This is a genomic window from Halobacterium noricense, from assembly GCF_021233435.1.
In the GTDB taxonomy this organism is placed as follows: domain Archaea; phylum Halobacteriota; class Halobacteria; order Halobacteriales; family Halobacteriaceae; genus Halobacterium; species Halobacterium noricense.
Genome location: NZ_CP089468.1, coordinates 231,441 through 253,644, shown reverse-complemented (window position 1 = coordinate 253,644; position 22,204 = coordinate 231,441). Strand labels below are relative to the sequence as shown.

Sequence of the window (22,204 nt, the reverse complement as noted above, 5' to 3'; positions counted from 1 at the left end):
ACCGCAGGTGTCGCGTCAGTCCTCGGTCTCGTCGATGTCCACGTCGGCGGTGCGTTCGGCGGCGCGCTCGACGAACTCGTCGGGGAGTTCGTCGATTTCGCCGGCCTGCACGCCCCAGAGATTCGCGTAGAGGCCATCCTCGGCGAGCAGCTCGTCGTGGGTGCCGCGCTCGACGATTTCGCCGTCTTCGAGGACGACGATCTTGTCGGCGTCCTTGATGGTGGAGAGGCGGTGCGCGATGGAGAACGTGGTGCGGTCCTCGGTGAGGCGGTCGAGGCTGCGCTGAATCAGCATCTCCGTCTCGGTGTCGACGTCGCTGGTGGCCTCGTCGAGAATCAGAATCTCGGGGTCTTTGAGGATGGCGCGAGCGATGTCGATGCGCTGGCGTTGGCCACCCGAGAGTTTCACGCCGCGCTCCCCGACCTTCGTGTCGTAGCCCTCGGGGAGATTCGTGATGAACTCGTGGGCTTCGGCGGCCTTCGCGGCCTCGACGACTTCCTCGCGGTCGGCGTCGAAGGTGCCGTACTCGATGTTCTCCATGACGGTGCCGTAGAACAGGAACGTGTCCTGGCTGACGTAGCCGATGTGGCGGCGCAGGCTCGGCAGCGTCACCTCGGAGATGTCCTGGCCATCGATGCGGATTTCGCCCTCGTCGACGTCGTACATCCGCAACAGGAGCTTGAGGACCGTGGATTTGCCGGCGCCCGTCGGGCCGACGAGCGCGAGCGTGTTCCCGCCCTCGACCTCGAAGTCGATGTTCTGGACGATGGGCTCGTCGTCGTAGCCGAAGGTGACGTCGTCGTAGACGACCTCGCCCTCGTCGACGCCGAGTTCGGCGGCGTCGGGGTTCTCCTCGATGCGCGCGGGCTCGTCCATCAGCCCGAAGATGCGCTCACTGGATGCGCGGGCGCGCTGGTACATGTTGATGATCTGCCCGAACTGCGCCATCGGCCAGACGAACTGCTGGCTGAGCTGGATGAACACGACGAACTCCCCAGCCGACAGCGACCCGGACATCAGCGGCGGCGGGCCGACGAGCACCCAGTAGCCGCCCGCGAGGAACGTCAACACGAAGCCGGTGCCGGAGATGATGCGCAGCGCCGGGAAGAACTTGATGCGGATGGTGATAGCGCCCCAGTTCGCGTCGAAGTACTCCTGGGAGACGCCCTCGACGCGCTCGGACTCGTAGGACTCCGTGTTCGACGTCTTGATGACCTGGATGCCGCCGAGATTGTTCTCCAGCCGCGAGTTCAGGTGGCCGACGGAGGAGCGCACGTCGGCGTACTTCGGCTGAATCGCCTTGACGAACCGGTAGGTGAACCACGCGATGATGGGCACCGGCAGCATCGTGATGAGCGCGAGCTGCCAGTTGTACGTGAACAGGACGACGCCGATGGCGACGACCATCACGGAGAGCCGGAACACGGAGTTCATCCCGTCGTTGAGGAACCGTTCGAGGCGGTTGACGTCGTTCGACAGGATGGACATCATCTCGCCAGTCTGCTTGGTGGCGAAGAAGTCCATGTTCAGGCGCTGCATCTTGTCGTAGGTGTCCGTGCGGACCGCGTGCTGGATGTGCTGGGAGAAGGAGTTCCAGCCCCAGTTGCGCAGCCAGTGGAACGCCGCGCCGAGGAGGAACGCGCCCGCGATGGCCGCGACCGCGGTGTAGAGCTCCTGCGTCCGCGTCGCGGGCCGCATCGATGCCGGCAGGAACGGGAGGAACGACTGCCCCTCGGTCAACGCGTCGACGGCGTACCCCAGCATGATGGCGGGGACGAGGTCGAGCACGCGCGCGAAGATGCTGGCGACGACGCCGACCAGCGCCGCCACCCAGTTGTCCCGCCCGTACTCGTCGAACAGGCGGTACATCGCGTCGTCGACCTCTTCGCGTTGCTCCTCGAAGGGGTCGTCGTCTTCTGTCGCTGTACTCATTCCCGTTGGCAGAAGTGACGACCCAACAAAAGCACTTCCCTACGAATCGAAACACCCGCTCGCGCGCTCACGACCGCAGTCTGCTCAGTCCTCGATGCGGACGCGGTCGCCGACCTCGACGCCGTGCTCGGTCGTCCAGTTGTACGGCACCTCCAGCACCCACTTCCCGACGCCGTCGTAGCCCGTGAGGTTCTCGTTATCCTCCTCGACGGGCGCGTGGTGAATCGACGTGATGCGGCCGTTCGCCCCGATGTAGACGATGTCGATGGGGAACGACATCGAGCGCATCACGTACGTGTGGCTGCCCTCGCTGTCGTAGACGAACAGCATCCCCTCGTTCGGGCCGAGCGACTCGTGCTCGCTCAAGCCAGTGTAGCGCTCGCTCTGGGTGTCCGCGACTTCGACAGTAACGTTCCCGAGTTCGGTGCCGTTCTCGTTCTCGACGAACACCTGCGTCCCGTCCTGTGCGGCAGTAGTGGCTCCCGGCGTCGACGTGCCGCCACCGGGGAGCCCCGCGCAACCGGCGACGACGAGCAGACAGACGACCGCGAGCGTACGTCCGAGCATGCCCACGGCTACGACCGCCGTCGGTTTGGACGTTCCGCCGAAAGGAAACCGTTTAGGTCGCGGCGCGACTCCCTCGAAACGCGGGTTCGTGGTCTAGTTGGTTATGACGCGGCCTTTACAAGGCCGAGGTCGGTGGTTCGAATCCGCCCGAACCCACTCACTTTCTGTGGTCTTGGAATCGAACGAAGGGACGGGGATTAGGATCGTTTTGGGAGCGGGAATCGGGAGAGTCGAACTACCCTGTTGTTGCCCATCTATTCCGTCCTGCGATTCTACCAGATACGACGCACGCCAACCGTATATAATTTGTCTATACAGTGGTTGTGCGATTCATCTGTTTGACTGCTGGATTTCTTCCTCTACGGAGTATCGAATGAAGTCGGAAAGTGAATTGAATCGAGGATCGTCCTCAACGTGCTGTTCCCACCGTTCCTTTTGCTCTTCAGATAGACGGAGATTGATTTGAGTTCGTTTCCCGGTCATCGTGGGCGCTTTATTTACTGTGATTGTATATCTTGGGTCTATTCACTGCGCAGGTAATGTATAGACAAAATCTATAAGTTGTCTACGTTCCTATTGTAGGGTAGAGGTCGTCCTAATGCCCGATACTACCACAGATAGTGACAACTCTGAGTTGCACGAGAAGGTCGAAAAACTGGAAAACAAAGTTGAGCGGTTGGATGAACAGGCGCAAGGGAAGAATCAGATTCGGATTCAGGCGTATGACCTTTCGATAGACGCTAAGAGTGAGGAAACGGGAATGCGGGAGCTGTTGCAGATGGTTTCCTGTGAGATGGATTCGATGATGACGCAGGCTCTCATCGGAGAATATCAAGAATTGGAGCAGGAAGACTTGTTCTCGATGATGTTCGGAGGTGAGTGAATTGGGACTGTTTGGTAAGAATTCGAACGACGAAGACGAAGGCGAGAATAGTCTTAACTTGCCTATTCAGGTGACTACTCTGATGATCGAGAAAGTGGTTCGAGAGGCTAACGATAACATCGATATCCTCAATCACGAGTACGACTGGCAGATTTACAAGCTCCCTGTACCGGGGGAAGATCAGGTTCCAACGCTGAGCCAGTTGCGAGAAATTGACGAGGACCTTCGTCGGCTGTATAACAAAGTCTCTGAAGAGCGACCGTTGGACACTACTGAACGTCGTCGGATTATCCGTGCCCGCCAGTCGGTTCAAGAACTGATTGATTTCTACCGTTTCTTCGAACAGATTTCGAAGCCCGCTGAACCGTCTTCGGTTGATTCTGGTGAGGATGATGGAAGGAATGGAGGTGTAACGAATGCAGTCTGACGCTATCAAGAATTTCAACGACGGAATCGCTTGCTATGAAAATATCTTGCACAGTGCGGGCATCCACATCAACCCGCTGAATAACCCTACGACGAACGAGATCGAGAAGCGAATGGATCAGATTGAACAGGCGAAAAAGAACGTTCACCATCCCGAACGAGTCCAGAAACTGAATCGCCTTCGAAATTACCTCTTGGAAATCAATTACGAGGCTCAAAAATGAACCGTAGAAACTTCGTCAAGTCGATGGCAGTTGTACCGCTCACTCCGTCCGTCATCCCCGAATTTGGAGATACTGAGTCGGAGAGGGAGAATTGGAGCGTGCGTGGCGTTTGGAGGCGGGAAGACGATACAGGACATCTCGCCATCAGGCTCGATGATGATCATATAGAGAAGGAGTTTGAGACCTACAACGATTGGGTCACTGAGACTATTCAGGAATCCAGTGAGAAATCTGACTTGCCCCATACCGTGGATCTATTTGATTTCTCTCTTGTTTCATTGTACAACGGTAGTTACTCTCGCTCCCATTTTTCTCACGAGTGTGGACTTGAAGTGACTATCAAACGAGACCCTACGGAGGAAGAAGAGTATACAGCGGTCGTTAGGCACGTTGGAGAGTCGTGGGATGAACGTAGGATGTACTCCTCTTCGGCGCAGATTGCTATAGCGAGCAAATGCAAGCAGGAGCTGGAGGAGTATCTGTGATGGACAGGAGAACGTTCATTCAATCGGTTGTCTCTACTCCTGCTATCTCTCTCCCTTCGGTTGATTTTAGCGAAAACGAATCCAAACAAGACGCTCTCACCCACGGTGAAGATGACCAATGGAAGATGTCTGCTTGGGTAGAGGATATTGGCTATCTGATCTTGGTTAAAAACGGAGAGATAGAGTATGAGTGGGAATATGAGGACTACAACGACTGGCATTCGGCTGTTCGGTGGACAGCTCGCTCTATATATGAATGTAAATACGTAGCGGGCGGGCTGAGAGTAGATCTGGAAGATATCTACATCGACCCGCCGTATTTCCATTCGATTCTTAAAGGAAATAGTGCTGAAGTTCGAGCCCGGCGAGGAAAATATTCTGAGTCGGAATATCGATATTACATTCGCACGGCGGAGGTTGAGGGAGAATTCGGAGCAGATGATTACAACGAGATGATTCGGGACATTCAGGACCAGTTGATTGACGCAGAACGAGAATAAGCTATTCGTCGGGAACGTATCTGAGTTTATCTCTACGAGGCTCGAAGAGTTCGCCCTTCTTGAATAGTGGATCAAGCGTTCCGACAAGATCTCTCATCCCCATATTCAACGACTCCTCAATTTCTTGTACAGCGACAGGCTCATTCTTCCGAATGTATTTCAGAACAAGATATTCCTTGACTGCCTCCTGCAGGTTCGTTATTGCATCTTCTTCAGAATCGCCATAAGAAGATAATTCGTGACGAGTATCGAGAGCAACTACTTGATCGTCTTCCGCCCATGTTTCAATATATTCGTCATCCGATTCTATGCGCCAGTACACTTCTGATGAATTCTCTACGCTATCGCTATCAGTCATAATCTGTCTGTTAATAGAGTGGAACAGGGCAAAGGTGTTCTCCAAAATCAACCAGAAGGTAAATGGTTTCTCTACTATAATTTGGTAATAGATGTCGGGTCACTCTCGGCGTAGGTTGTTACAGGTAGGAGGTGCGTCGATTGCTTCAGTTTTAGCTGGCTGTTCAAGCGATTCAGACGATTCTGATACAGACAACCCTGAGCAAAAGAATACTACCACTAATGAGGAGACTCAAAAGTATACTATCCCCCCCGTTGTCGAGCTACAGGGAGAGGGAGCCCCCGCAAATGGATCCGTATCTATTGAAGCAATTTTTAAACCAGCGACAACGCCCGGAGACCCTGACCTGTATTTTGAAGATGAAGTCACTTTTGAGCTATTCGTCTACGATACATTCCCTGTAGGAAATGGCGTCACATTGACCAAGGTAGCGGAAAAAACAAACGTCCCGTCAGGTATTAGTGAGATTTTTGATGTATCATTCTCGGATATTCCGAAGAATGAGCAGATACGGTTCCGATTGAAAGCTACGAATAATAACACTGGAGATACTGAATGGCAGATGGATCAACGGGTAGTTTATTACGAGGAATACGGAGATTTGAAGACCGCAGTTAGTAAAAATAGCTATTCTATCATTGAGGGTGATGGACCAGTTAATCGGAATCGGTTCCAAGATGTGGGGGATAAATATATTGTGAATTTTGCGGGAGGTCGAGAGTTTCCTGCTCCCGAGCTTGCTGAAGAAGTTCCATATTCCCGTGAGGCGTACAAGGTTGATAATGATATGTATCGATCAGGAGGTCCCACTTGCCTCCCATTTAAAGGGACACGAATTGAGATGCCGAAATCCCATGTAGAAATGTCTGAAGAATTCATGGATACAGGGGTGAGTGAATCATACGACGCATTCACTTTTAGCACTCCTGTTCCATCGGGGTATGATTACTATGGCAGAGGTGTATATGATGTCTTAGACAACCCGATTTACCAAAAAATGGCTGACGCAATTAATGGTGCCCACACATCTTATGGGATAAATAACCATTATGGAAAAATACTGGAGGCTTCACTCACGATTCAATCAAATCCATATGATCAAAAAGATAGGGGCGTCACTAATCTGCCTATTCACCTCCCTGAGGCATATTGGTCAAATCCAAATGAAAATTGTGTAGGGCATTCCTACCAATTGTGCTGGTTGTTATATAATATGGGGTACACTTGTGGTATCGCATTTCTTGATAGGACGGGTCGAAATGCAAATCATATTGCGGTTTGTATGCCAATCCCTGAGAGTGTGATGGAGTCCGATTTCCCTGATGAATACCCAGAGACGTTCCACAATAACTCTTCGGCTACTCGATATATTGACAAGATTTCTGACATAATTGATCCGGCAATCCAACCCGACTCGCTTGGTGAGTATCCATGGGTATATATTGAGTCCACTGCGTCAACCCCTATTGGGGGAATCCCGTTCGGTGGTGTTCGTGAAGCAAGGCTTCGCTATGCGATTGAACCAGAGAATAATGTATTTGGAACAGATCTTGGTTTAGAGAATGGACGGTAATCGATTCTACCGCCTCTGATAATGCTCATAAATCCGCTCTGTCGTGGATATAGACCGGTGCCGAAGACGATTCTTCACATCGATTAGGCGAGTGTCTTCATCCTGCAACATGTACGAGGCGAGGCTGTGTCTGAACATATGAGGATGGGCTTCTGACGGCTCTGCTGGCTCTCCATCCGACCTTCTGGGGGAAACATCAGCTTCCCCAGCCAACTGCTCTACGACGTTCCTCATACTCTCTGTAGTCATCTTCTCACTCTGCCTCGATGGGAACACGTAGTCACCGTCCTGATTCTGCCACCAGTCAGAATTGAAGTAGCGTTTCAGGAGTCGCTTGGTTCCAAACAGATTGTATGGATCAATTCTCATTGTGACCGATGTTGGCGACTGTTGCGTAGGATAGTCCTTCTGAATATCAGCTGGCAACAGTAGTTCATTTTCGTCCAAACGAAAGTGACTCCGTTTCAACTGTTGCGCTTCTCCTACTCGAAGAGCGAAGTCCGCCAGTATGACCACGATTACTTCATTCCGGTCAGCCATATTTCCGCCTATATCGTGGGCAGCGTCCCGCATCTGATCGATCTGATCGACTGTGACTCGTCGGTGGATTGTTTGTTCACTCATAGTAATCTATCACCCCATCTTTCTCGACCTCTGTATACGATGTAAGAGAGAACGATTCCGTACATTAGTCCGACCATCATTGGGTTGGTAAGCGTGTACATGAGGCTGTGAGCTTCGGTCAGTAAATTCTGTATACCTACCAACATCTGAAGGCTAAACCAGATTACAACGAGACAGACTACTATAATCCCGATTAAGAAACTGATTCCTACGAATACGTCAAGGACATACTCGTCCCACGTTTTCTCTGAATCTTCCTCTTCGCCTTCTATATCGTCACTCATTCAGAATCACCCACTTCGACCGTTTCAATTTCTGTTGTTATTCTAAACTTTGAGCCACATCCTACATACATAGGACATTCTACGACTCCGATTTCAGAGAAAGAGATATCTCGCCCACATTCTGGGCAATCTATGTGCATTTCATACGACCGTATTCCAGCGTCATTTCCACTGCTACTCTCCGAATTATCAAGCTCTACGACTTGGACGACGTGTGGGCGTTCTTTTTCGAATTCAACGCAGACCTCGCAAGCATACTCATATCGACCGTCTTCGAACAGAACGACATAATCATCTCCTTGAGGGCAGTGAGTAGTCATTCTGCATCACCTCCTTCTACTACGATTTCTTCGTCCTCAATTTCGTAGACAGCAATTGAGTCACCCGCTGGGTCAATTTCGTATAGGAGAGTTCGTTCAGGTCGGAGATATTCATATAATTCGAATGCTCCAACTACTACTGCGGAGAGTAGTATTAGCAGTATATCAAGGAGTAGAACCCCGAGTGCCACTCCGAGAGCAATTGTGAGTACATCCATTGTGATCACCCACTCACCCAGCTAATTGCGATACCTACAATCAATACACCTCCAATAGAGAATACGATGGAAGCAGGGTCTGCTGGACCAAAGCTAATGATGCCCATCGACTGAAGGAGTCCACCGATTATCCCGCCGAGAATTGGTCCTACTATGAAGGCGAATAAGACCTTGAAGATGGTACTGAGTACACTCATTCTGCATCACTCTCATCTTCTTCGAAACCATCTGTTGTCGGACGTGCAGACTCAGGATAGACGAATTCTTCGTCTACTACACAGGTTTGTTGGATTGCATAGGATGCCACAAATTTGCCATCCATATTCACTTCGATAGAGATGTACCTGTTATCTCCAGAATCGTGATCACAGTGACGCTCAGCAAGTTCAGCAGCGAGTTCTTCAACTGTGAAATCTCGAAGATCTGGGTTCTTCATTCAGAATCACCCTCGCTATCCCCCATAGATTCCTCAAGCTCCGCTACGATCTCTTCTGCATCCACGTCGGAATCTTCGAGATATTCTGTTAATTCTGGTTCCTCGTCAAGTTCTTGGAGATGCTGAATATAGGCATCCCAAGCTCGTTGTTTCGCCTCTTCTACACTCGCACCTTCTCTTATCGCAGTTATATACTCAATCTTACCTTTTGACATAACAATATTATAATGTAAATGGTAGGGTAAAAAACTTCTGCGAGTTTTGGAGTCCGTAATTGAATCCGATTTTTTCGCTCGAACCCTACCTATAGAGCCTCAAATAGAGGTTGAGTTTTGGATTCTGTTAGTAGACTCCAAAGCTGAGGCGAGAACCTTTGGGGTGAAGTTATAAAATATATGATAAGATGGCAGCGAGCAATTCAATTGATACGATTAATCAGATACTGGGTGGCGACGTTCCATCGAGTATTGAGCGAGATTTGAACAGATTGAACGAAGAACACGGACTCAACGATTATCGAAACAGCGTCCACTTGAAATGCTTATTTGAGCATCATTCTATCCGCTCGGAGAGTGAATTGATGGATACTATCAATGCCCACAAGGGCGGAGGCTGTGGCATTGAGGATTGTTGGACGGAGACGACAAACGACCCTATTGAATGTGGACGACAGCTCCACGAAGCACAGAGTGACGAATGGAGCGAATACAGATACTCCGAATCAATCTGCATCTGCTGGTCTTACAATTTGTTCATCAAACGCATGATTGACGGCGAATTGAAGGAGCAAGAGGCGATTCAGCAACTCAGAGAGGCTGATGAGAAGTTTGAGTTTGAATTAGCTGACTCGAAAACTGATAGCGAGCAAGCAGTGGATATTGAGGTACTATATGGTAGTACGGTCTTCGCCGGTATCCAAGTCAAACCAACTTCATACAAACACACGAGCGAGAACGTGAAGCTCCAAAATCTGGAGAAGAACGGGACATACGACCATCCAGTATATTATCTGTACTACGACGATGACGGCGAAATGGAGAACTTAGAGGAAACAGTTCACCAGATCAATAGCCTTCTTCTCGACCTGCTCAATTAGATATCGAAATTCCAGATTTCAGGCGCTTTCTCGGCTAATTCCTTAGTACGTTCATCGATCTTCTCAGTAGACCAGTGGTCGATGTTGGTGATCTCCTGAGTCATCACGAACTCGGATGCTTCGTACTCTCTCTTTTTCTGGTCGAATGGCTTGTCCTGTGCCCTTGCGTTCATACGCTCATTAAGCAAGGTGAGGTTGCCAATCTTGTTGCAGTATTCCTCGAACGTTTCTTTTCCGCAGTCCATGTAGTCTCCCCAAGCAACGTATTTGTCTGCAGTGAACGACTTCCGAGGGGCGATGTGTTCGATCTCGATGGTAGTTGAATCCACAACCTTGCTCTTGTCCTTGGAGTAACCATCCATCTCGATCTTACTGAGAATATATCGAGTCCGCTCGTTCCTCGGGAATTCGTTCGTCATAATCGCCACACGAACCTCCGAATCCGAGGGAGCCTTCGATTCTAATTCATCGACAAGCTCGTCAATCGGATTGGGTTCGTCAAAGATCTCGGAACACAGCTTGGCGTGGATTTCGTCCACGTCCGTACCCGTGGTCTGGTTTGTAACCCTCCAGCGGAAGATGAACGACTCAATTGCACTTAGCCCTCGGATTAGGTCGTTGGAGTTGTCGATGTTACTGAATAGACCAAGGAGGAGAGTTCGTTCCTGAGTTGCCCCTAAGATGTTCAGGTTCTCCAGATACCGATTGATCTTCTCATTCGCACGCCTGTTGAACTCCTCAGTATCCGCATTCACTATATCTACGTAGAGGTACGACTTGTCCTTCATATCCCGAATATACTCTTGGATAGTCGTATCGCTCTCCTCAATCTCTTCGTCTACCAAGTCACAGAAGCGGTCATAGAGCATATAAGAAGATATAGCTTCAGAGATATCTGGCTCCTCAGCAGACATCATGTAGTGGCGGAAGAATCGAGCAGGCTTGGTCAGCTCTGGTTTGATGAGTCGAATCATTTCTTCCCAATCTGACTTCACCTGCTCGTAGTTCAGTATGTGCTGTGGAGATTGAGTTGCGACCGAGAATAGGTGGTTCTTCATCAAGTCTACAGCAGTAAGATCCAATCCTCGGTCGTTCAGAGTCTCGAACAGCTTGAATGCAGATTCTTCGCTATTACACCGAATAGTCACAAGAGTCATAGAGTTCACGAGGTGCTTGCGCATCTCCTCAATATCCTCGTAATCAACTTCAGATAGCTTCTCAGAGTAGTATTCGACTGCTTCGGTGAGCTGACTCTCTTCGTCACTTGGTTGCCGGCTATCCAGAACATCTTGGTAGTCATCGTCGTCAAACGTAGAGAGAGTCATATTCGGATGACTACGCATCTGCTCGTCTTTCTTGTACAGATAATCCGATTCAATCTCTTCAGCTCGTGCCTGCGGATCTAAGTCCTTGTCCCAATCGTCTTCATCAATTTCCTGTAGCTTGTCCCGAATCAGGCACAACAACAAGGAGATAGTGACAAGTCGTTGTTGACCATCCACAACCTCCATAATGTTGAGGTCGCCCATCCGAGTCTCCTCTTGAACGACTACAACAGAACCTAAGAAGTGAGAACTCTCTGACTCAGTTAACTCTTCCAAGTCATTCCACATGTCCTCCCACTGTGGCTCCTCCCACGCATACTGCCTCTGATATTCTGGGACTTTGAATCGGTATGAGCCACGGGTTAGAACCGATTTGATAGTGTCTTCGTTTGCTTGGATATTCAGCTCAGAGGACATAGTTACGGTTCACCTACTGTCTGCAGTTGATCGTCTCCGTGAACAGTAATCTGATACATATTGTTATTCTGGTCGTTCTTCTCTCGGTCTATAAGACGGCGTTCGTATAGGTCGTGAAGAGACCCAAACACAGAGCCTCGCTTTAGCTCCTTATCCATATTATTCGAAATCCACTCCTCAATTCTCGATGCTTCTACTGGAGCTTCGTGATCCAAGTTCTGTATTGCATATAGGACTGTTTGATGATTCGTTCCAGAACTGATTTCCCCGAGGTATCGTTCCTCTTCTTCCTCTTCCTCTTCTTCTTCCTCTTCAGATCCAGAATCTACCTCAAAGAATTCCTCTGTATCGCTCTTATCTTCCGTATCTTCCTCAGTTGTGTTTTCGTTTGGAATGTCGTCAAATGACTCTTCGATCTCTATTCTGATCTTATCTACTACTTCTTCGTCGTAAGTACTCAGAATAGCCATAGCCCGCTCTTTGGGCTTCGCTCCGCTAAATTCGTGAGAGGTTTTTCCGTGGGACATATGATACTCAGGCTAAACAAGCCATACCCCTTAGTTCTTGTCGAGTAAGCCAGCAAATCGACTCTAAATACAGCAGTATGACCTCCTAATTCAGTTCATCGAGCAAATCTTTACACGAAACAATCGGTAGAAAGGTACTCATCATCAACTGTTGAGACGTATTCGTTCCAGATAGACTCGCCCGTGACTTCTCTATCGTCTTCTTCAATTTTCTCCATGAGATTGCCGTAAGCGTAGTCTTCGTCTTGGTTAGTTGTGATCTGGCGGAAGTGCCGTTCAACGATTCGTTCAGCTTTATTTTTCGTGTCTGACTCTCGCTCTGTTCGGAATCCACAATTAGCGCACTCCCAGATATTCGTTTGACGGGCAGCACTCTTGTACACTGTATCTCCATCCAATACTGTATTACATTCTGGGCAATATGGCTCAGACTCAACGTACAGCCGAGATACAGATAGGTTCGAAAGATCCGCTCTTGCTTTCCAGAGTACGTCGTTAATCTCTAAACAGCCATAGATGCGATTAGGCATTCCGACCGAACCAGACGAAGTAGACGAATCTGCTGCTCCAACTCTTACTCCAAGATGCAGACCAGCGGCGAATCCGAGTATGAGCGTGAGTATAGGCGGAAGGAAAGGAACAGAAATGATGAAATCGTATACAGCGACTACCCACGATAAGATCAACCAAGCTCCAGTGGAGAGACGCAGAACGAGGTCAAGTAGACCAGTAATGATAACAATAACAGCAGCAGCCTTCTCCAACTTCATCAATTAGAACGTTGAATGTACGATACTTGAATTACTTGGTGCCTATCACGACACAGAATAGAACCGATCTTCCTTTGAAATCCGATTTTCATCTGTCAGCAAATCCAATATCGGGAACAATTCAATATAATCTACATCTAAATCCTGTTTGATGTCGTCTATCGTTGCTCTACCTTCAATTTTCAGATATAATTCAATTGCTTCTTTGTTCAGATTCATAGGTATTTACCAAATATATTACAAGTACTAAATATATTGTCCTATACTAACCCACCCTACCCCCCACTCCAATGCGCTTGTACGTGCGCCCGTGAACAAATCCAGCACCTCATACCATTCTACCGCCAGAATATCCGAGTTTAGGGGGTCGAAATATACCCCAAATATAGGGCATTTTACCCCGTATTTACTGAAACCCCATCCAGTACCTACGGAGAAACGTTCTACTCCAAGAATCAGGGGTAAACAAGGTGAGAAAACGCCGTCAAACCCTGAAACCCCATCCAGAACCTACTATCAGTCTGTCTACTCTCAAAATCCACTTTCAGAAGAAGGTATTTGGTAAGAGAAATCGGCTAAATCGCTGAAACCCCATCCAGAGAATGTTCTCAAACGCTCTATCTCCAATATCAGGGTCAGAATTGGTAAGAAATCGCTCTCAAACCCTGAAACCCCACCCAATACCTACGGAGAAAGCTTCTATTTGCTAAATCAGGGTCAAAATAGATAGTTCGAGGGTGAAAATCGAGCTAACCCTCTTCCACCCACTGTTCTTCGTCTTCTTCCTTAGATTCTCGTTGGGCGAGGGTTCGGAGGAATTCAACCATCTTGTCCTCGTTCTCAGCAACTCGTTCAGCCTGATCAGAGTCATCGTGGATGGCACAGAAGCCGTGTGAATCGAGTCCGTTCTCATTCCCGCATCGTTCGCCATTATCCTTCTCGAAGAGGCACTGACCCCAGAACTCGTCCCAGTTGATGTCCTCATCGTCGTCATCGAGATCCCATTCCCATTCGGATTCCTCCAGCGTATCGTATTCCCAGTCCGTTTGCGGAATCTGAGAGAGGGTTTTCTTTGGGTCTTCTGAACCAGTTCCTTCGTAGATCTTCGCCGTTTTCTGAGACTCTTTGTAGATGATATCGGATAGTACTCGAACGTCCTTGTGAACGTCCCGTGCGTCCTCTCTGTGGGAGATGAGAAGCAAGTAGCCGTCGTGCTTCCGAATCATCCTCGTGGTCCGCTTGAACTGCTTCTCTACGTCGTGTTGGTTGGTTCCTGCACTGAAGTTACTCGAAGCCTCGTCGATTAGCACCAGCTGTTTCTTATCCTCCTGCAACCTCTCGACCAGCTCCTGCTGAGACTCTACCTCGTAGACTTGAGGACAGCTGGTGATGTTTGATATTACTTCTATCTCGTCCTCATCTAACCCTTCAACAACAGTCCAGTGATGAACCCAAACTTGGGCGAAGAGGAGCGCCATATCGGTCTTTCCCGTTCCCATGTGACCTGCTAAAATGTTCATCGACGCAGTTCGAGACAACCATCTCATTATCCACATGAGGGTGTTAATGCCTGATATATCAGGGTCGTAGTTGGTCATCCCAGTGAGATAGTCGAGATATGCGAAATTCCCTGCATTCAGAGCCTTCCGAGCCGTCTTCGTCCCGTGATTCTTCAAGATATTCTGGGCAAATTTCGTTTCCCAGAACGAATCTGGCATTTCGTCAGTATGCGGTTCATACGCCTCTTCAGCAACGTTCAGCACAACTTCTACTTCTTCGTCTTGAACAATCCCTGCGTGGCGTCTGATATCGGCGTGGTCTAATTGGTGGTCGAGAGTACCTTGCGCATATTCACGTGTTTCAGAGGCAAGGAACATCTTCGCATCTGTATCAAGCGATGAAGTAGATTCACTGCTCATCGTCATCACCTGCGTTCCTCGACTCCATCATCTGCTGATATTGCTTTGCCATAGACTCCTCTCCGAATGGATCATCCATGTCGATCATATCGGAGAAGTCAGGGTCTTCCTCGACGTATTCTTGCAATTCTGAGGATTTGATCCCTTGATTGATTATGTCTCGGATAGACTTCTTACCGGGCACCTGCTCACCTTCCACAACGTGAATATAGTAGTTCATCCGATTGTGAACAGCCTGTTCGACAAGATCTGGGTATAGATTCCGCAACCGTTGGTGAATGTCTTTCTCGGCGGAAGCTTCGTGTTTCAAATACTCTGCAGAGTCTCTGTGTCGTCGTATTTCGGTTCCAGATACATCGGAGCCAAAGAAGGACACATACGCCTTGCCTTCATCAGGATCATAGAATTCGCATTCATGTCCTTGGACAACACCGCCGTCAGTGTCTATATCGATGTTGTGTAGGTCTGTGCGTTCTTTTTCGACTTCCACGAGCGTTCCATCGTCAGCACGAACAACGTCTACAACGGTTAGATTCTGCCATTGATTCGGGTATAGATATTTCATCCCTGCATCTCCTTGCTCAGGGTCTACTTCGTGTAGTATCTCCTTCGGTGGGTTTGCGACGTATTTTCGGACTAATTCTGTGAATGGGAGAAGAGCCCACACAGTCAGAGCAGATGGAATGACGTATGGAACGATGTGGTCAGGAATTCCGGTGTTAATGGAAACCAGTTCGAGGATTCCTAATCCGCCGTAGACGAACATCAGCGCAATAATCGCATACGTAGCGATCATATACACAGACCAGTTCTTGAATCTCTTCAGTAGATTTCCGAGCGTGTCTATCAGATATCGTGTCGTAGATTGATTGTTATTATCATTTCTTAACATGTATATCACCCTTCAATTGGATTCTTCGCCTCGTTTCTGTATCGTGCGCTAAACCTGTGCAACCCTACAATCAGTGCGAGTACGATGATTCCAGTACCGACTCCAACTACAATCGGATACTTCGTTGGTTCATCGTATTTCAGCTCAGTCTGCTGTCCGAAGTGGTAGTACTGACGCCCATCAGCGATGATCGTGATGTGTTCGTTCGAAGTCTTCCAGAGTTTGACTTCTATAATCGCTCGCCCGTTTACTGTGGTTGACGTTTTGTTAGGGAACATCGACTGCGTAGGTGTGCCGTCGATGAGTGTGATAGTAGTCGCAGAGTCGGTTTCAACGTACACACGAGCGACATCTTCCTCGTAGTCGTAGACTACATCATACACACGTGTATTCGCCCACTCAGCTTCGTTAGCGATCTCAACGGTATCCCATTCGGATCCATTGTATTGCCGAGATTCAGTTTCGGATGAGCCCGAATCTCCAGACGACTGTATATCAGAATTCTCAGCCTCTACAATCCAGTCTAAAACCCGTTGCTTTGCAGGTTTAGGAAGTGAATCAGAATTGGCTGAATACCACTCCTGAACCGTCTGTAATTGTTCTGCCGTGACTGTACTCATGTCGGACTGTAGTATGGACTCGACATCCTCTGGAATCGGTTCAGAATCCTGCGCAGTGACAGTTGCAGAGATAACTGCTGAACCAATAAGAAACGCAGTCAATACCACAGCTATACTCGCTATATGTTTCATAATTTACCTATTATACAAATGTCAAAACTCAGGTAAATATGTTACGCAGAGGTCGAAAGAAACGAAGATAGAACAGAGAAGAAGCCTGCTGATTAGATTGTGAGAATCTTGACGTAGGCGAACAGAGCCATGATAGCGAGAACTACAACAATCATAGCTCCGCCAGCCACACCGATTCCGAGGTTCTGAAGGAAGTTCTTGATGGCGTCTTGCGAGAACCCAGATCCGCCACCGCCACCTGAATTCGCTTCGTACTTGTCTTCTAATTCCTCCATCTTATCCATCAGATCGGAAATCTGCTCATTAAGGTGGGCTGTGTCTGTTGTAGCGAAGTTATTAGCTTGGAGGGTCATCGATGATGTCTTGTTACCTTCGCTGTCGTAGACTTGGACAACAGTGAATTTCTTATTTCCAAGCGGGTAACTCTGAGGAGCTGAGTCAGATGGATTTGAAATGAACGTCACACTGCCAGTGATTGTGACTGTTGCACTATCGCTATCAGAGGAGTGTACGTAGGTCGTTCCAGTCTTGACTGTATTCTCGGGGAATACTCCTTTATCAGAGTAGATGACACCGCTCTTCGTTTCATCTGAAGCGATTGTCCCATCTCCATTGAAGTCAGCTTTGACCTTGACCGTCTTTCCATCACCAGCAACCGCATATCCTGCAGCCTGAGCGGACTTTAGACGGTATGATAGTGGGTCGTTGTTGGTCGAAGATGTGACCATCATTTCTAATGGACCAGCTATATCTTGCACCTGAATTTCACCGGGATCGTAGCTGGAGTAAATGCTGTTAGCCATCTTGTGGACGGATGTCGTCGCAGCGTTGTACTTGTCATCAAGCGTTGTGAGAGCCGTCTCGTATGTTCCACCATCTACGGCAATAGCGGTAGATCCAGAATCATCAGGAGCTTTCACATTAACCACAGATGAGTTTCCAGTCACTGTATTCGGGCTCGTCGGAGCATCGATATTCCCGTTGTAATAGTATGGTGTGACATGAAATGTGTCGCCGTAATTGTAATTATACACGGCTGACCCAACTGTCACCTCCACAGTTTCTCCGCTGTAGAGTTGCGTTTTTACAGTTGCGAATTTTACAGTATCGAAAGAAGTCTGATACACAGATCCAATAGCCAGATTATCAGTCTGGTCGATCTGCTGCTGCATCGTTTTCCAGTGCTGTATCTGGCGGTTCTGGGAAACATAGATTGACTTCTGAACCTCGGAGAACACCTTCGTCACTTCCTGCCGACCTTTATCTTCACACGTAGCTTGAGCATTCCCGTTATTCATGCACTTTACAATCGTCAGTTTGGCTTCAGCCAGTGCGATACCCTGCGTCTGCTCGACGTAGGACAACTTCTCCTTCACTGTCTGCCGACGCTGATCTTGCATCATTACTCCGTCAGCATAGATGTCATACTGGACTTGCTGCGCAGTAGCGCCATCTACGTCGCCATACTCAACGTTACACTCGGAAATCAGGATATAGAGTGGACCTCCCGCTGTACAAATAGCTTCATTCGAATTTTCCCATATTCCATCCTCAGATTCTGATTGTGCCTGTACTGGGGACGCCATCAGCGGCATCCCTACAGTTGAGAACAGGACAAGAGTGATGAGTACTATACTACCGATACGATTGATTGAATTTCTCATATATCTGTTTAGTAAAATGTCTGTCAATAAGTAAATATATTACGCAACATTAGGAAAGGAAAAATAGTGCGAGAATATAGTACTGGACCTAAATAAAAAAGCAGAATCGAGTCGTCTAATCCTTAATCGCAAGGAACGTAGTCAGTACCGTAATGAGGGCACTGATGACGACAAGTATCTGAATAATCGTAGAATTCAAGATATCAGTCGGTGATCCACTTCCACCACCAGTACCAGCTGTGGAAACAGTCATGGAAGAGGTTTCGATGCTACTCGAAGATACGAGATCTGCTGTCACCTTCATATCTCCAGAGACATCGACAGACTGTGAGACGCTCTTGTAGTCAGTCGCATTGACTGAAACGGAGTAAGTACCGTCTGCGAGTCCAGATACGGATGCAGCACCATTTGCGTCCGTTGTAGCTGACTTGACTACGCTACCACTCTGTGAAACCTCGACAGTTGCGCCTTCGATGGCTGTTCCAGAAGCGTTCTGGACCGTGAAGTCAAGAGTATGTCCGGCTGAAACACTGAACGTCTTGCTCGTAGTCGAATTCTCCGTGACTGTGAACGTGTTCGATGTGAACGTTGGGTAGTCAGCGTGGGAGATTACAGCCGTGTAATCGCCTGTTGCGACACCAGAGAATGACGCTACGCCAGATGAATTCGTATCAACAGTGCTAACGACTGTTCCACTGGAATTCTTAAGTTCAACAGTTGCTCCAGAGAGTACGTTTCCGCTTGGATCGTTGACTGTGATTTCAGCCGATCCAGTCGCATTCTCTACGGTAAGCGTGTAGGTAGCCGTCGCACTGCCACCATTACCGTCTGTGACTTTGACAGCAGGGTTGTACGTGCCTGCACTGGACTTGCTGATGGTGATCGAGGAACCAGTTGCGTCAGTGAATGTTCCATCTCCATTTTTGTCCCAGTCGAAACTCAGTGTATCCGACGAATCTGGGTCGGAAGAAGCACTTGCATCGATTGTAACTGACTCATTAACTGCGACTGTCTTTGCGTTATCTGAGTCAACGAAATCAGCAGATGGAGAATCATTTGATGCGACAAGCGAAACAGAGTCAACTGTTGTCGTCTCACTTGTCGTACCGTCAGCATCGTCAGGTACGTTGATTACGACGTAGACCGAGGTTGCTGAAGACGAGGACACATCAAAGGAACCACTACCAGTAGCACTGACAGTCTTGCTGTTAATCAGCGTAGAGTCAGATGCATTGTAGAGTTCCAGTGTGACGTTTGCTCCGAGCGAGCTAACGTTGTAGTTGAATGTGTCAGCTGATTCGCTTAGACTTTGGGTGGTAGATGTATAGCTACCACCTTCAGTAATCTGTACCCCTGTGCTGTTATACGATACTGTACCTGTGACTGAACTCTCGTTCCCGCTGAAATCGCTTCCAGCGTCCATAGAGACGAGAGTAGCCTGCGCAGCGGAAGCTGGTCCGGCAAGTAGCACGAGTGCTACCATAGCCAGTATTCCGCCGATTTTAGCCGTTCTAATAGTATTTACATTCATGATATCACCGTTAGTTGACGAAAGAATCGATTAGCGATTTATAGACAGTCACTGCGGCGACGAGAACCAGAATCACTCCGAGAACAGCTGCTGGAGCCGAGCCGAGAGAGCCGATTAATTCTGTGTTAGGTAATACGAGGTCGAACCCGTATGTGCCCGTGAAAATGCCTGATGTTGCCGATACGCCTTTTTCGAGATATTTGTCTGCCATAACACATACATATCATAGTACCTATACTAAATATATTACGCAAAATAGAGAGTGAATAAAATAGAGATAGATCAGTCTTTGACTGCGATGAATGTGCTGACTATGATGAACAGAACGCCGAACACAACGATCATATAGATATTCTCATCTGGGGCAGTCCCTGATCCACCACCTGCTGTTGAATCCGTCATGGAAACAGAGAGTGTCGCCGTCGAATCCGTAGTGATCGTGACCTGATTTCCAGTCGAAGTACCATACTCTGACGTTGTGACATCCACTGTGTAATCGTTCGTAGGCGCAGTAAACGAAGCTACGCCAGATGAATCAGTTTTCGTAGACTGAACTACATCTCCATTTGCATTCAGAAGTTTGACCGTCGCCCCATCAATGACTGTATCATTCGCTGTCACAGTCACGTCGAGCGAACCAGTTTCTTGTGCAAGACTGAACGATTTACTGGTTGTACTGCCTGAAGAGAGCGTATACTGCTTTGTTTGAGACGAATAATCTGACTTAGACACTGTAACATCGTAGTCGTACTGAGGGTCAAGGTTGAAACTCATTGGAGCAGATACGCCTGTCTGAGACCGTACCTCAGAGCCATCCGATAGTCGAACGACACTCACATCGAAGGAGCTGAGAGAGTTGCCTACGCTGTCTGTTACGCCCGATATTTTAGCCGTTGTAGTCGTCGTGGACAACTGAATTGTCTTCGTCGTAGTCGTATTGTTGGAGATCGAGGTCGTGACTCCAGTCTTGTTGGCAAAGTCTGGGTGACTGACGTTGAGCGTATAATCACCAGTAGCGAGTTGCGAGAACGACGCAACTCCATTGCTATCTGTGTTCTTCGTAGCTACAGTAGTACCGGAACTATTGACAATATCAACTGTAGCTCCGCTGAGCGCAGTTCCAGAAGCATCGTTGACCGTTACATCCATACTTCCAGATTCTACGTTCAGTGTGTAGGTCGCAGTATCAGTTGCACTACCGTCGCTGACCTTCAGATTCCAGTTGTACGTGCCATTAGACGACTTTGAAACCGTGATCGAGCTACCAGTTTTGTCGTCGTATGTGCTATCCGAATCAGGACCATCCCATGAATAAGTCAGACTATCTCCATCTGGATCACTGGACGCTCCTGCATCGATTGTTACTGTTGTATTCGGAGTGACTGTCTTCGTAGCATCAGAATCTGTGAACGAGGCTGTCGGGGCGCTATTTGTAGAATAAGAATTGTGCTGAATATCATCGATATATCCGACAGTACCATCATCAACAGAAATCTGATATCTTGTCTTTTTAACGGTTATATCTCTTGCTGAATTATATACGAGAACTTCAGTACCATTTGAATACAGTGTTATTTTATTTCCGACGTATTTTGCCTTCAAATCGTATTTTGTTCCAGAATTCAACGTATAATTCGTAGATGCCACCGTACTACCAGCAGAATGATCATATATCTGGACTGTGTTTGAGCCTGCACGGTACTGCAAAGAATACTGTTCTGCCCCTGAACTATCAAATATCTTTATATTTGCTAAGCCTCCAGTATTCCACTGTACAGTTTGGCTGAAGACGCCAGAATCTACGCCAGAGGAAGGATTGTATACGTAGTGAACACTATCAGACGCACCATCCCCAGTATTTGTGCCACTTAACTTGGCGGAGTAAGATCCATTCAGCGCAGTTGTTGACTGGACGCTCGCTGAGCCGTCAACAGTAGATTCCGTGAGTTCACTCGGAACAGATCCACTCTCGAACCCAGTTGAGAACACTGTAGAAGTCGCTCCCGAAACTGGTGAGATCGGAATCACAAAAACGCTCATTATGAGCATCGCTGTGATAAACATCGACGCAATCGATCTTCGCTCTATACTCGAATTAGTAATCTTGTCTTTTATTTCATCTAATTTCATATGAATTGTATATAAAAGAAGCCTGTTCTTCGAGTAAATGTGTTTCGACAGTTACAGGAAGCACACTAACAGAAAGGAAGATCATACACCCGACTGACTTTGCCAACTAAGTCCTCGTTGTAGATTGGAGTACGGTCTACTGAAGACCGATTCACTCCTTTCGCTACGATGTATTTAAGCTCGTTAGGTAGCCCAGCAGTAGTGTAGAATTTGTGTGCGATAAGATTTCCATCTATGCTTTCATATGCGATGATATCTCCACTCTCTACCTCTGAAATCGTGTCTTGGGTCTTGTCTACAACCAGAATATCGCAGCTATCGATAACAGGTTCCATTGACTCTCCAGACCCG

The 22,204-nt window shown here is 48.3% G+C and carries 26 protein-coding genes and 1 tRNA gene; 8 read left to right on the top strand and 19 right to left on the bottom strand.

Going from position 1 to position 22,204, the window contains the following annotated elements:
• Positions 1-15: 15 nt before the first annotated feature.
• Together LT974_RS01475 and LT974_RS01470 are read right to left on the bottom strand one after the other, a co-directional pair.
• The gene (locus LT974_RS01475) at positions 16-1,932 is read right to left on the bottom strand and encodes an ABC transporter ATP-binding protein (protein ID WP_232588881.1); all 1,917 of its coding nucleotides are present in this window, start codon (positions 1,930-1,932) and stop codon (positions 16-18) included.
• Between the two features lie 84 nt (positions 1,933-2,016).
• Positions 2,017-2,499 carry a DUF192 domain-containing protein gene (locus LT974_RS01470; protein ID WP_232588880.1) on the bottom strand — a complete coding sequence of 161 codons (483 nt, stop codon included), beginning with the start codon at positions 2,497-2,499 and terminating at the stop codon, positions 2,017-2,019.
• Between the two features lie 82 nt (positions 2,500-2,581).
• On the opposite strand from LT974_RS01470, the gene LT974_RS01465 reads away from it, so the two are divergent.
• The 6 genes from LT974_RS01465 (at position 2,582) to LT974_RS01440 (ending at position 5,017) form a co-directional block, all read left to right on the top strand.
• A tRNA-Val gene (locus tag LT974_RS01465) sits at positions 2,582-2,655 on the top strand.
• A gap of 442 nt (positions 2,656-3,097) precedes the next feature.
• Positions 3,098-3,382, top strand: a complete 285-nt coding sequence (locus LT974_RS01460) for a hypothetical protein (RefSeq protein WP_232588878.1) — start codon at positions 3,098-3,100, stop codon at positions 3,380-3,382.
• Between the two features lie 82 nt (positions 3,383-3,464).
• Positions 3,465-3,809 (top strand): hypothetical protein, encoded by a 345-nt coding sequence (locus LT974_RS01455; RefSeq protein WP_232588877.1) that lies wholly within the window; start codon positions 3,465-3,467, stop codon positions 3,807-3,809.
• Positions 3,799-4,032 carry a hypothetical protein gene (locus LT974_RS01450; protein ID WP_232588876.1) on the top strand — a complete coding sequence of 78 codons (234 nt, stop codon included), beginning with the start codon at positions 3,799-3,801 and terminating at the stop codon, positions 4,030-4,032. Before LT974_RS01455 ends, LT974_RS01450 begins: the two co-directional genes overlap by 11 nt.
• Positions 4,029-4,517 (top strand): hypothetical protein, encoded by a 489-nt coding sequence (locus LT974_RS01445; RefSeq protein ID WP_232588875.1) that lies wholly within the window; start codon positions 4,029-4,031, stop codon positions 4,515-4,517. Before LT974_RS01450 ends, LT974_RS01445 begins: the two co-directional genes overlap by 4 nt.
• Complete coding sequence (locus LT974_RS01440) at positions 4,517-5,017, top strand: hypothetical protein (RefSeq protein ID WP_232588874.1); 501 nt, start codon at positions 4,517-4,519, stop codon at positions 5,015-5,017. The genes LT974_RS01445 and LT974_RS01440 overlap by 1 nt, the downstream gene beginning before the upstream one ends.
• A gap of 1 nt (position 5,018) precedes the next feature.
• On the opposite strand, the gene LT974_RS01435 is transcribed toward LT974_RS01440, so the two are convergent.
• On the bottom strand, positions 5,019-5,375 hold the full coding sequence (locus tag LT974_RS01435; RefSeq protein ID WP_232588873.1) for a hypothetical protein: 357 nt from the start codon (positions 5,373-5,375) through the stop codon (positions 5,019-5,021).
• A 91-nt stretch (positions 5,376-5,466) separates the two neighbouring features.
• On the opposite strand from LT974_RS01435, the gene LT974_RS01430 reads away from it, so the two are divergent.
• Positions 5,467-6,948 (top strand): hypothetical protein, encoded by a 1,482-nt coding sequence (locus LT974_RS01430; protein WP_232588872.1) that lies wholly within the window; start codon positions 5,467-5,469, stop codon positions 6,946-6,948.
• 6 nt (positions 6,949-6,954) lie between these two features.
• Here the strand turns inward: LT974_RS01430 and LT974_RS01425 are convergent, their stop codons facing one another.
• The 5 genes from LT974_RS01425 to LT974_RS01405 all read right to left on the bottom strand — a co-directional run bounded on the left by LT974_RS01425 (position 6,955) and on the right by LT974_RS01405 (position 9,045).
• Positions 6,955-7,572 carry a tyrosine-type recombinase/integrase gene (locus LT974_RS01425; RefSeq protein WP_232588871.1) on the bottom strand — a complete coding sequence of 206 codons (618 nt, stop codon included), beginning with the start codon at positions 7,570-7,572 and terminating at the stop codon, positions 6,955-6,957.
• Positions 7,569-7,856 carry a hypothetical protein gene (locus LT974_RS01420; RefSeq protein ID WP_232588870.1) on the bottom strand — a complete coding sequence of 96 codons (288 nt, stop codon included), beginning with the start codon at positions 7,854-7,856 and terminating at the stop codon, positions 7,569-7,571. Before LT974_RS01420 ends, LT974_RS01425 begins: the two co-directional genes overlap by 4 nt.
• Before the next feature lie 316 nt (positions 7,857-8,172).
• On the bottom strand, positions 8,173-8,394 hold the full coding sequence (locus tag LT974_RS01415) for a hypothetical protein (RefSeq protein WP_232588869.1): 222 nt from the start codon (positions 8,392-8,394) through the stop codon (positions 8,173-8,175).
• Positions 8,395-8,587: 193 nt separating this feature from the next.
• Entirely contained in the window at positions 8,588-8,830 is a 243-nt protein-coding gene (locus tag LT974_RS01410; protein ID WP_232588868.1) for a hypothetical protein, read from the bottom strand.
• Positions 8,827-9,045, bottom strand: coding sequence for a hypothetical protein (locus LT974_RS01405; protein WP_232588867.1), 219 nt, complete (start codon positions 9,043-9,045; stop codon positions 8,827-8,829). The genes LT974_RS01410 and LT974_RS01405 overlap by 4 nt, the downstream gene beginning before the upstream one ends.
• Positions 9,046-9,233: 188 nt before the next feature.
• Between LT974_RS01405 and LT974_RS01400 the strand changes: the two genes are divergently transcribed.
• The gene (locus tag LT974_RS01400; protein ID WP_232588866.1) at positions 9,234-9,926 is read left to right on the top strand and encodes an MjaI family restriction endonuclease; all 693 of its coding nucleotides are present in this window, start codon (positions 9,234-9,236) and stop codon (positions 9,924-9,926) included.
• On the opposite strand, the gene LT974_RS01395 is transcribed toward LT974_RS01400, so the two are convergent.
• The 11 genes from LT974_RS01395 to LT974_RS17855 all read right to left on the bottom strand — a co-directional run bounded on the left by LT974_RS01395 (position 9,923) and on the right by LT974_RS17855 (position 22,188).
• The gene (locus LT974_RS01395; protein ID WP_232588865.1) at positions 9,923-11,668 is read right to left on the bottom strand and encodes a DUF262 domain-containing protein; all 1,746 of its coding nucleotides are present in this window, start codon (positions 11,666-11,668) and stop codon (positions 9,923-9,925) included. The genes LT974_RS01400 and LT974_RS01395 overlap by 4 nt on opposite strands.
• A gap of 2 nt (positions 11,669-11,670) precedes the next feature.
• Positions 11,671-12,195 carry a hypothetical protein gene (locus tag LT974_RS01390; RefSeq protein WP_232588864.1) on the bottom strand — a complete coding sequence of 175 codons (525 nt, stop codon included), beginning with the start codon at positions 12,193-12,195 and terminating at the stop codon, positions 11,671-11,673.
• A gap of 110 nt (positions 12,196-12,305) precedes the next feature.
• Complete coding sequence (locus LT974_RS01385; RefSeq protein WP_232588863.1) at positions 12,306-12,965, bottom strand: hypothetical protein; 660 nt, start codon at positions 12,963-12,965, stop codon at positions 12,306-12,308.
• 749 nt (positions 12,966-13,714) lie between these two features.
• Positions 13,715-14,890 (bottom strand): zonular occludens toxin domain-containing protein, encoded by a 1,176-nt coding sequence (locus tag LT974_RS01380; protein WP_232588862.1) that lies wholly within the window; start codon positions 14,888-14,890, stop codon positions 13,715-13,717.
• Positions 14,874-15,650 carry a hypothetical protein gene (locus tag LT974_RS01375; RefSeq protein ID WP_232588861.1) on the bottom strand — a complete coding sequence of 259 codons (777 nt, stop codon included), beginning with the start codon at positions 15,648-15,650 and terminating at the stop codon, positions 14,874-14,876. Before LT974_RS01375 ends, LT974_RS01380 begins: the two co-directional genes overlap by 17 nt.
• A 131-nt stretch (positions 15,651-15,781) precedes the next feature.
• Positions 15,782-16,504: a hypothetical protein gene (locus LT974_RS01370; RefSeq protein WP_232588859.1), complete on the bottom strand. Its 723-nt coding sequence runs from the start codon at positions 16,502-16,504 to the stop codon at positions 15,782-15,784.
• A gap of 116 nt (positions 16,505-16,620) precedes the next feature.
• Complete coding sequence (locus LT974_RS01365) at positions 16,621-18,192, bottom strand: hypothetical protein (RefSeq protein ID WP_232588858.1); 1,572 nt, start codon at positions 18,190-18,192, stop codon at positions 16,621-16,623.
• Positions 18,193-18,307: 115 nt separating this feature from the next.
• The gene (locus LT974_RS01360; protein ID WP_232588857.1) at positions 18,308-19,675 is read right to left on the bottom strand and encodes a carboxypeptidase-like regulatory domain-containing protein; all 1,368 of its coding nucleotides are present in this window, start codon (positions 19,673-19,675) and stop codon (positions 18,308-18,310) included.
• Between the two features lie 58 nt (positions 19,676-19,733).
• Positions 19,734-19,934, bottom strand: a complete 201-nt coding sequence (locus LT974_RS01355) for a hypothetical protein (protein WP_232588856.1) — start codon at positions 19,932-19,934, stop codon at positions 19,734-19,736.
• Between the two features lie 71 nt (positions 19,935-20,005).
• Positions 20,006-21,853, bottom strand: a complete 1,848-nt coding sequence (locus tag LT974_RS01350) for a carboxypeptidase regulatory-like domain-containing protein (RefSeq protein ID WP_232588855.1) — start codon at positions 21,851-21,853, stop codon at positions 20,006-20,008.
• Between the two features lie 65 nt (positions 21,854-21,918).
• Complete coding sequence (locus LT974_RS17855) at positions 21,919-22,188, bottom strand: S24/S26 family peptidase (RefSeq protein WP_408611729.1); 270 nt, start codon at positions 22,186-22,188, stop codon at positions 21,919-21,921.
• Positions 22,189-22,204: the final 16 nt, after the last annotated feature.

Coding starts and splice junctions, on each gene's coding strand:
- LT974_RS01475 (WP_232588881.1), bottom strand. CDS start 1,932: ATGAGTACAGCGACAGAAGACGACGACCCCTTCGAGGAGCAACGCGAA.
- LT974_RS01470 (WP_232588880.1), bottom strand. CDS start 2,499: ATGCTCGGACGTACGCTCGCGGTCGTCTGTCTGCTCGTCGTCGCCGGT.
- LT974_RS01460 (WP_232588878.1), top strand. CDS start 3,098: ATGCCCGATACTACCACAGATAGTGACAACTCTGAGTTGCACGAGAAG.
- LT974_RS01455 (WP_232588877.1), top strand. CDS start 3,465: ATGATCGAGAAAGTGGTTCGAGAGGCTAACGATAACATCGATATCCTC.
- LT974_RS01450 (WP_232588876.1), top strand. CDS start 3,799: ATGCAGTCTGACGCTATCAAGAATTTCAACGACGGAATCGCTTGCTAT.
- LT974_RS01445 (WP_232588875.1), top strand. CDS start 4,029: ATGAACCGTAGAAACTTCGTCAAGTCGATGGCAGTTGTACCGCTCACT.
- LT974_RS01440 (WP_232588874.1), top strand. CDS start 4,517: ATGGACAGGAGAACGTTCATTCAATCGGTTGTCTCTACTCCTGCTATC.
- LT974_RS01435 (WP_232588873.1), bottom strand. CDS start 5,375: ATGACTGATAGCGATAGCGTAGAGAATTCATCAGAAGTGTACTGGCGC.
- LT974_RS01430 (WP_232588872.1), top strand. CDS start 5,467: ATGTCGGGTCACTCTCGGCGTAGGTTGTTACAGGTAGGAGGTGCGTCG.
- LT974_RS01425 (WP_232588871.1), bottom strand. CDS start 7,572: ATGAGTGAACAAACAATCCACCGACGAGTCACAGTCGATCAGATCGAT.
- LT974_RS01420 (WP_232588870.1), bottom strand. CDS start 7,856: ATGAGTGACGATATAGAAGGCGAAGAGGAAGATTCAGAGAAAACGTGG.
- LT974_RS01415 (WP_232588869.1), bottom strand. CDS start 8,394: ATGGATGTACTCACAATTGCTCTCGGAGTGGCACTCGGGGTTCTACTC.
- LT974_RS01410 (WP_232588868.1), bottom strand. CDS start 8,830: ATGAAGAACCCAGATCTTCGAGATTTCACAGTTGAAGAACTCGCTGCT.
- LT974_RS01405 (WP_232588867.1), bottom strand. CDS start 9,045: ATGTCAAAAGGTAAGATTGAGTATATAACTGCGATAAGAGAAGGTGCG.
- LT974_RS01400 (WP_232588866.1), top strand. CDS start 9,234: ATGGCAGCGAGCAATTCAATTGATACGATTAATCAGATACTGGGTGGC.
- LT974_RS01395 (WP_232588865.1), bottom strand. CDS start 11,668: ATGTCCTCTGAGCTGAATATCCAAGCAAACGAAGACACTATCAAATCG.
- LT974_RS01390 (WP_232588864.1), bottom strand. CDS start 12,195: ATGTCCCACGGAAAAACCTCTCACGAATTTAGCGGAGCGAAGCCCAAA.
- LT974_RS01385 (WP_232588863.1), bottom strand. CDS start 12,965: ATGAAGTTGGAGAAGGCTGCTGCTGTTATTGTTATCATTACTGGTCTA.
- LT974_RS01380 (WP_232588862.1), bottom strand. CDS start 14,890: ATGACGATGAGCAGTGAATCTACTTCATCGCTTGATACAGATGCGAAG.
- LT974_RS01375 (WP_232588861.1), bottom strand. CDS start 15,650: ATGTTCGTCTACGGCGGATTAGGAATCCTCGAACTGGTTTCCATTAAC.
- LT974_RS01365 (WP_232588858.1), bottom strand. CDS start 18,192: ATGAGAAATTCAATCAATCGTATCGGTAGTATAGTACTCATCACTCTT.
- LT974_RS01360 (WP_232588857.1), bottom strand. CDS start 19,675: ATGGTAGCACTCGTGCTACTTGCCGGACCAGCTTCCGCTGCGCAGGCT.
- LT974_RS01355 (WP_232588856.1), bottom strand. CDS start 19,934: ATGGCAGACAAATATCTCGAAAAAGGCGTATCGGCAACATCAGGCATT.
- LT974_RS01350 (WP_232588855.1), bottom strand. CDS start 21,853: ATGAAATTAGATGAAATAAAAGACAAGATTACTAATTCGAGTATAGAG.
- LT974_RS17855 (WP_408611729.1), bottom strand. CDS start 22,188: ATGGAACCTGTTATCGATAGCTGCGATATTCTGGTTGTAGACAAGACC.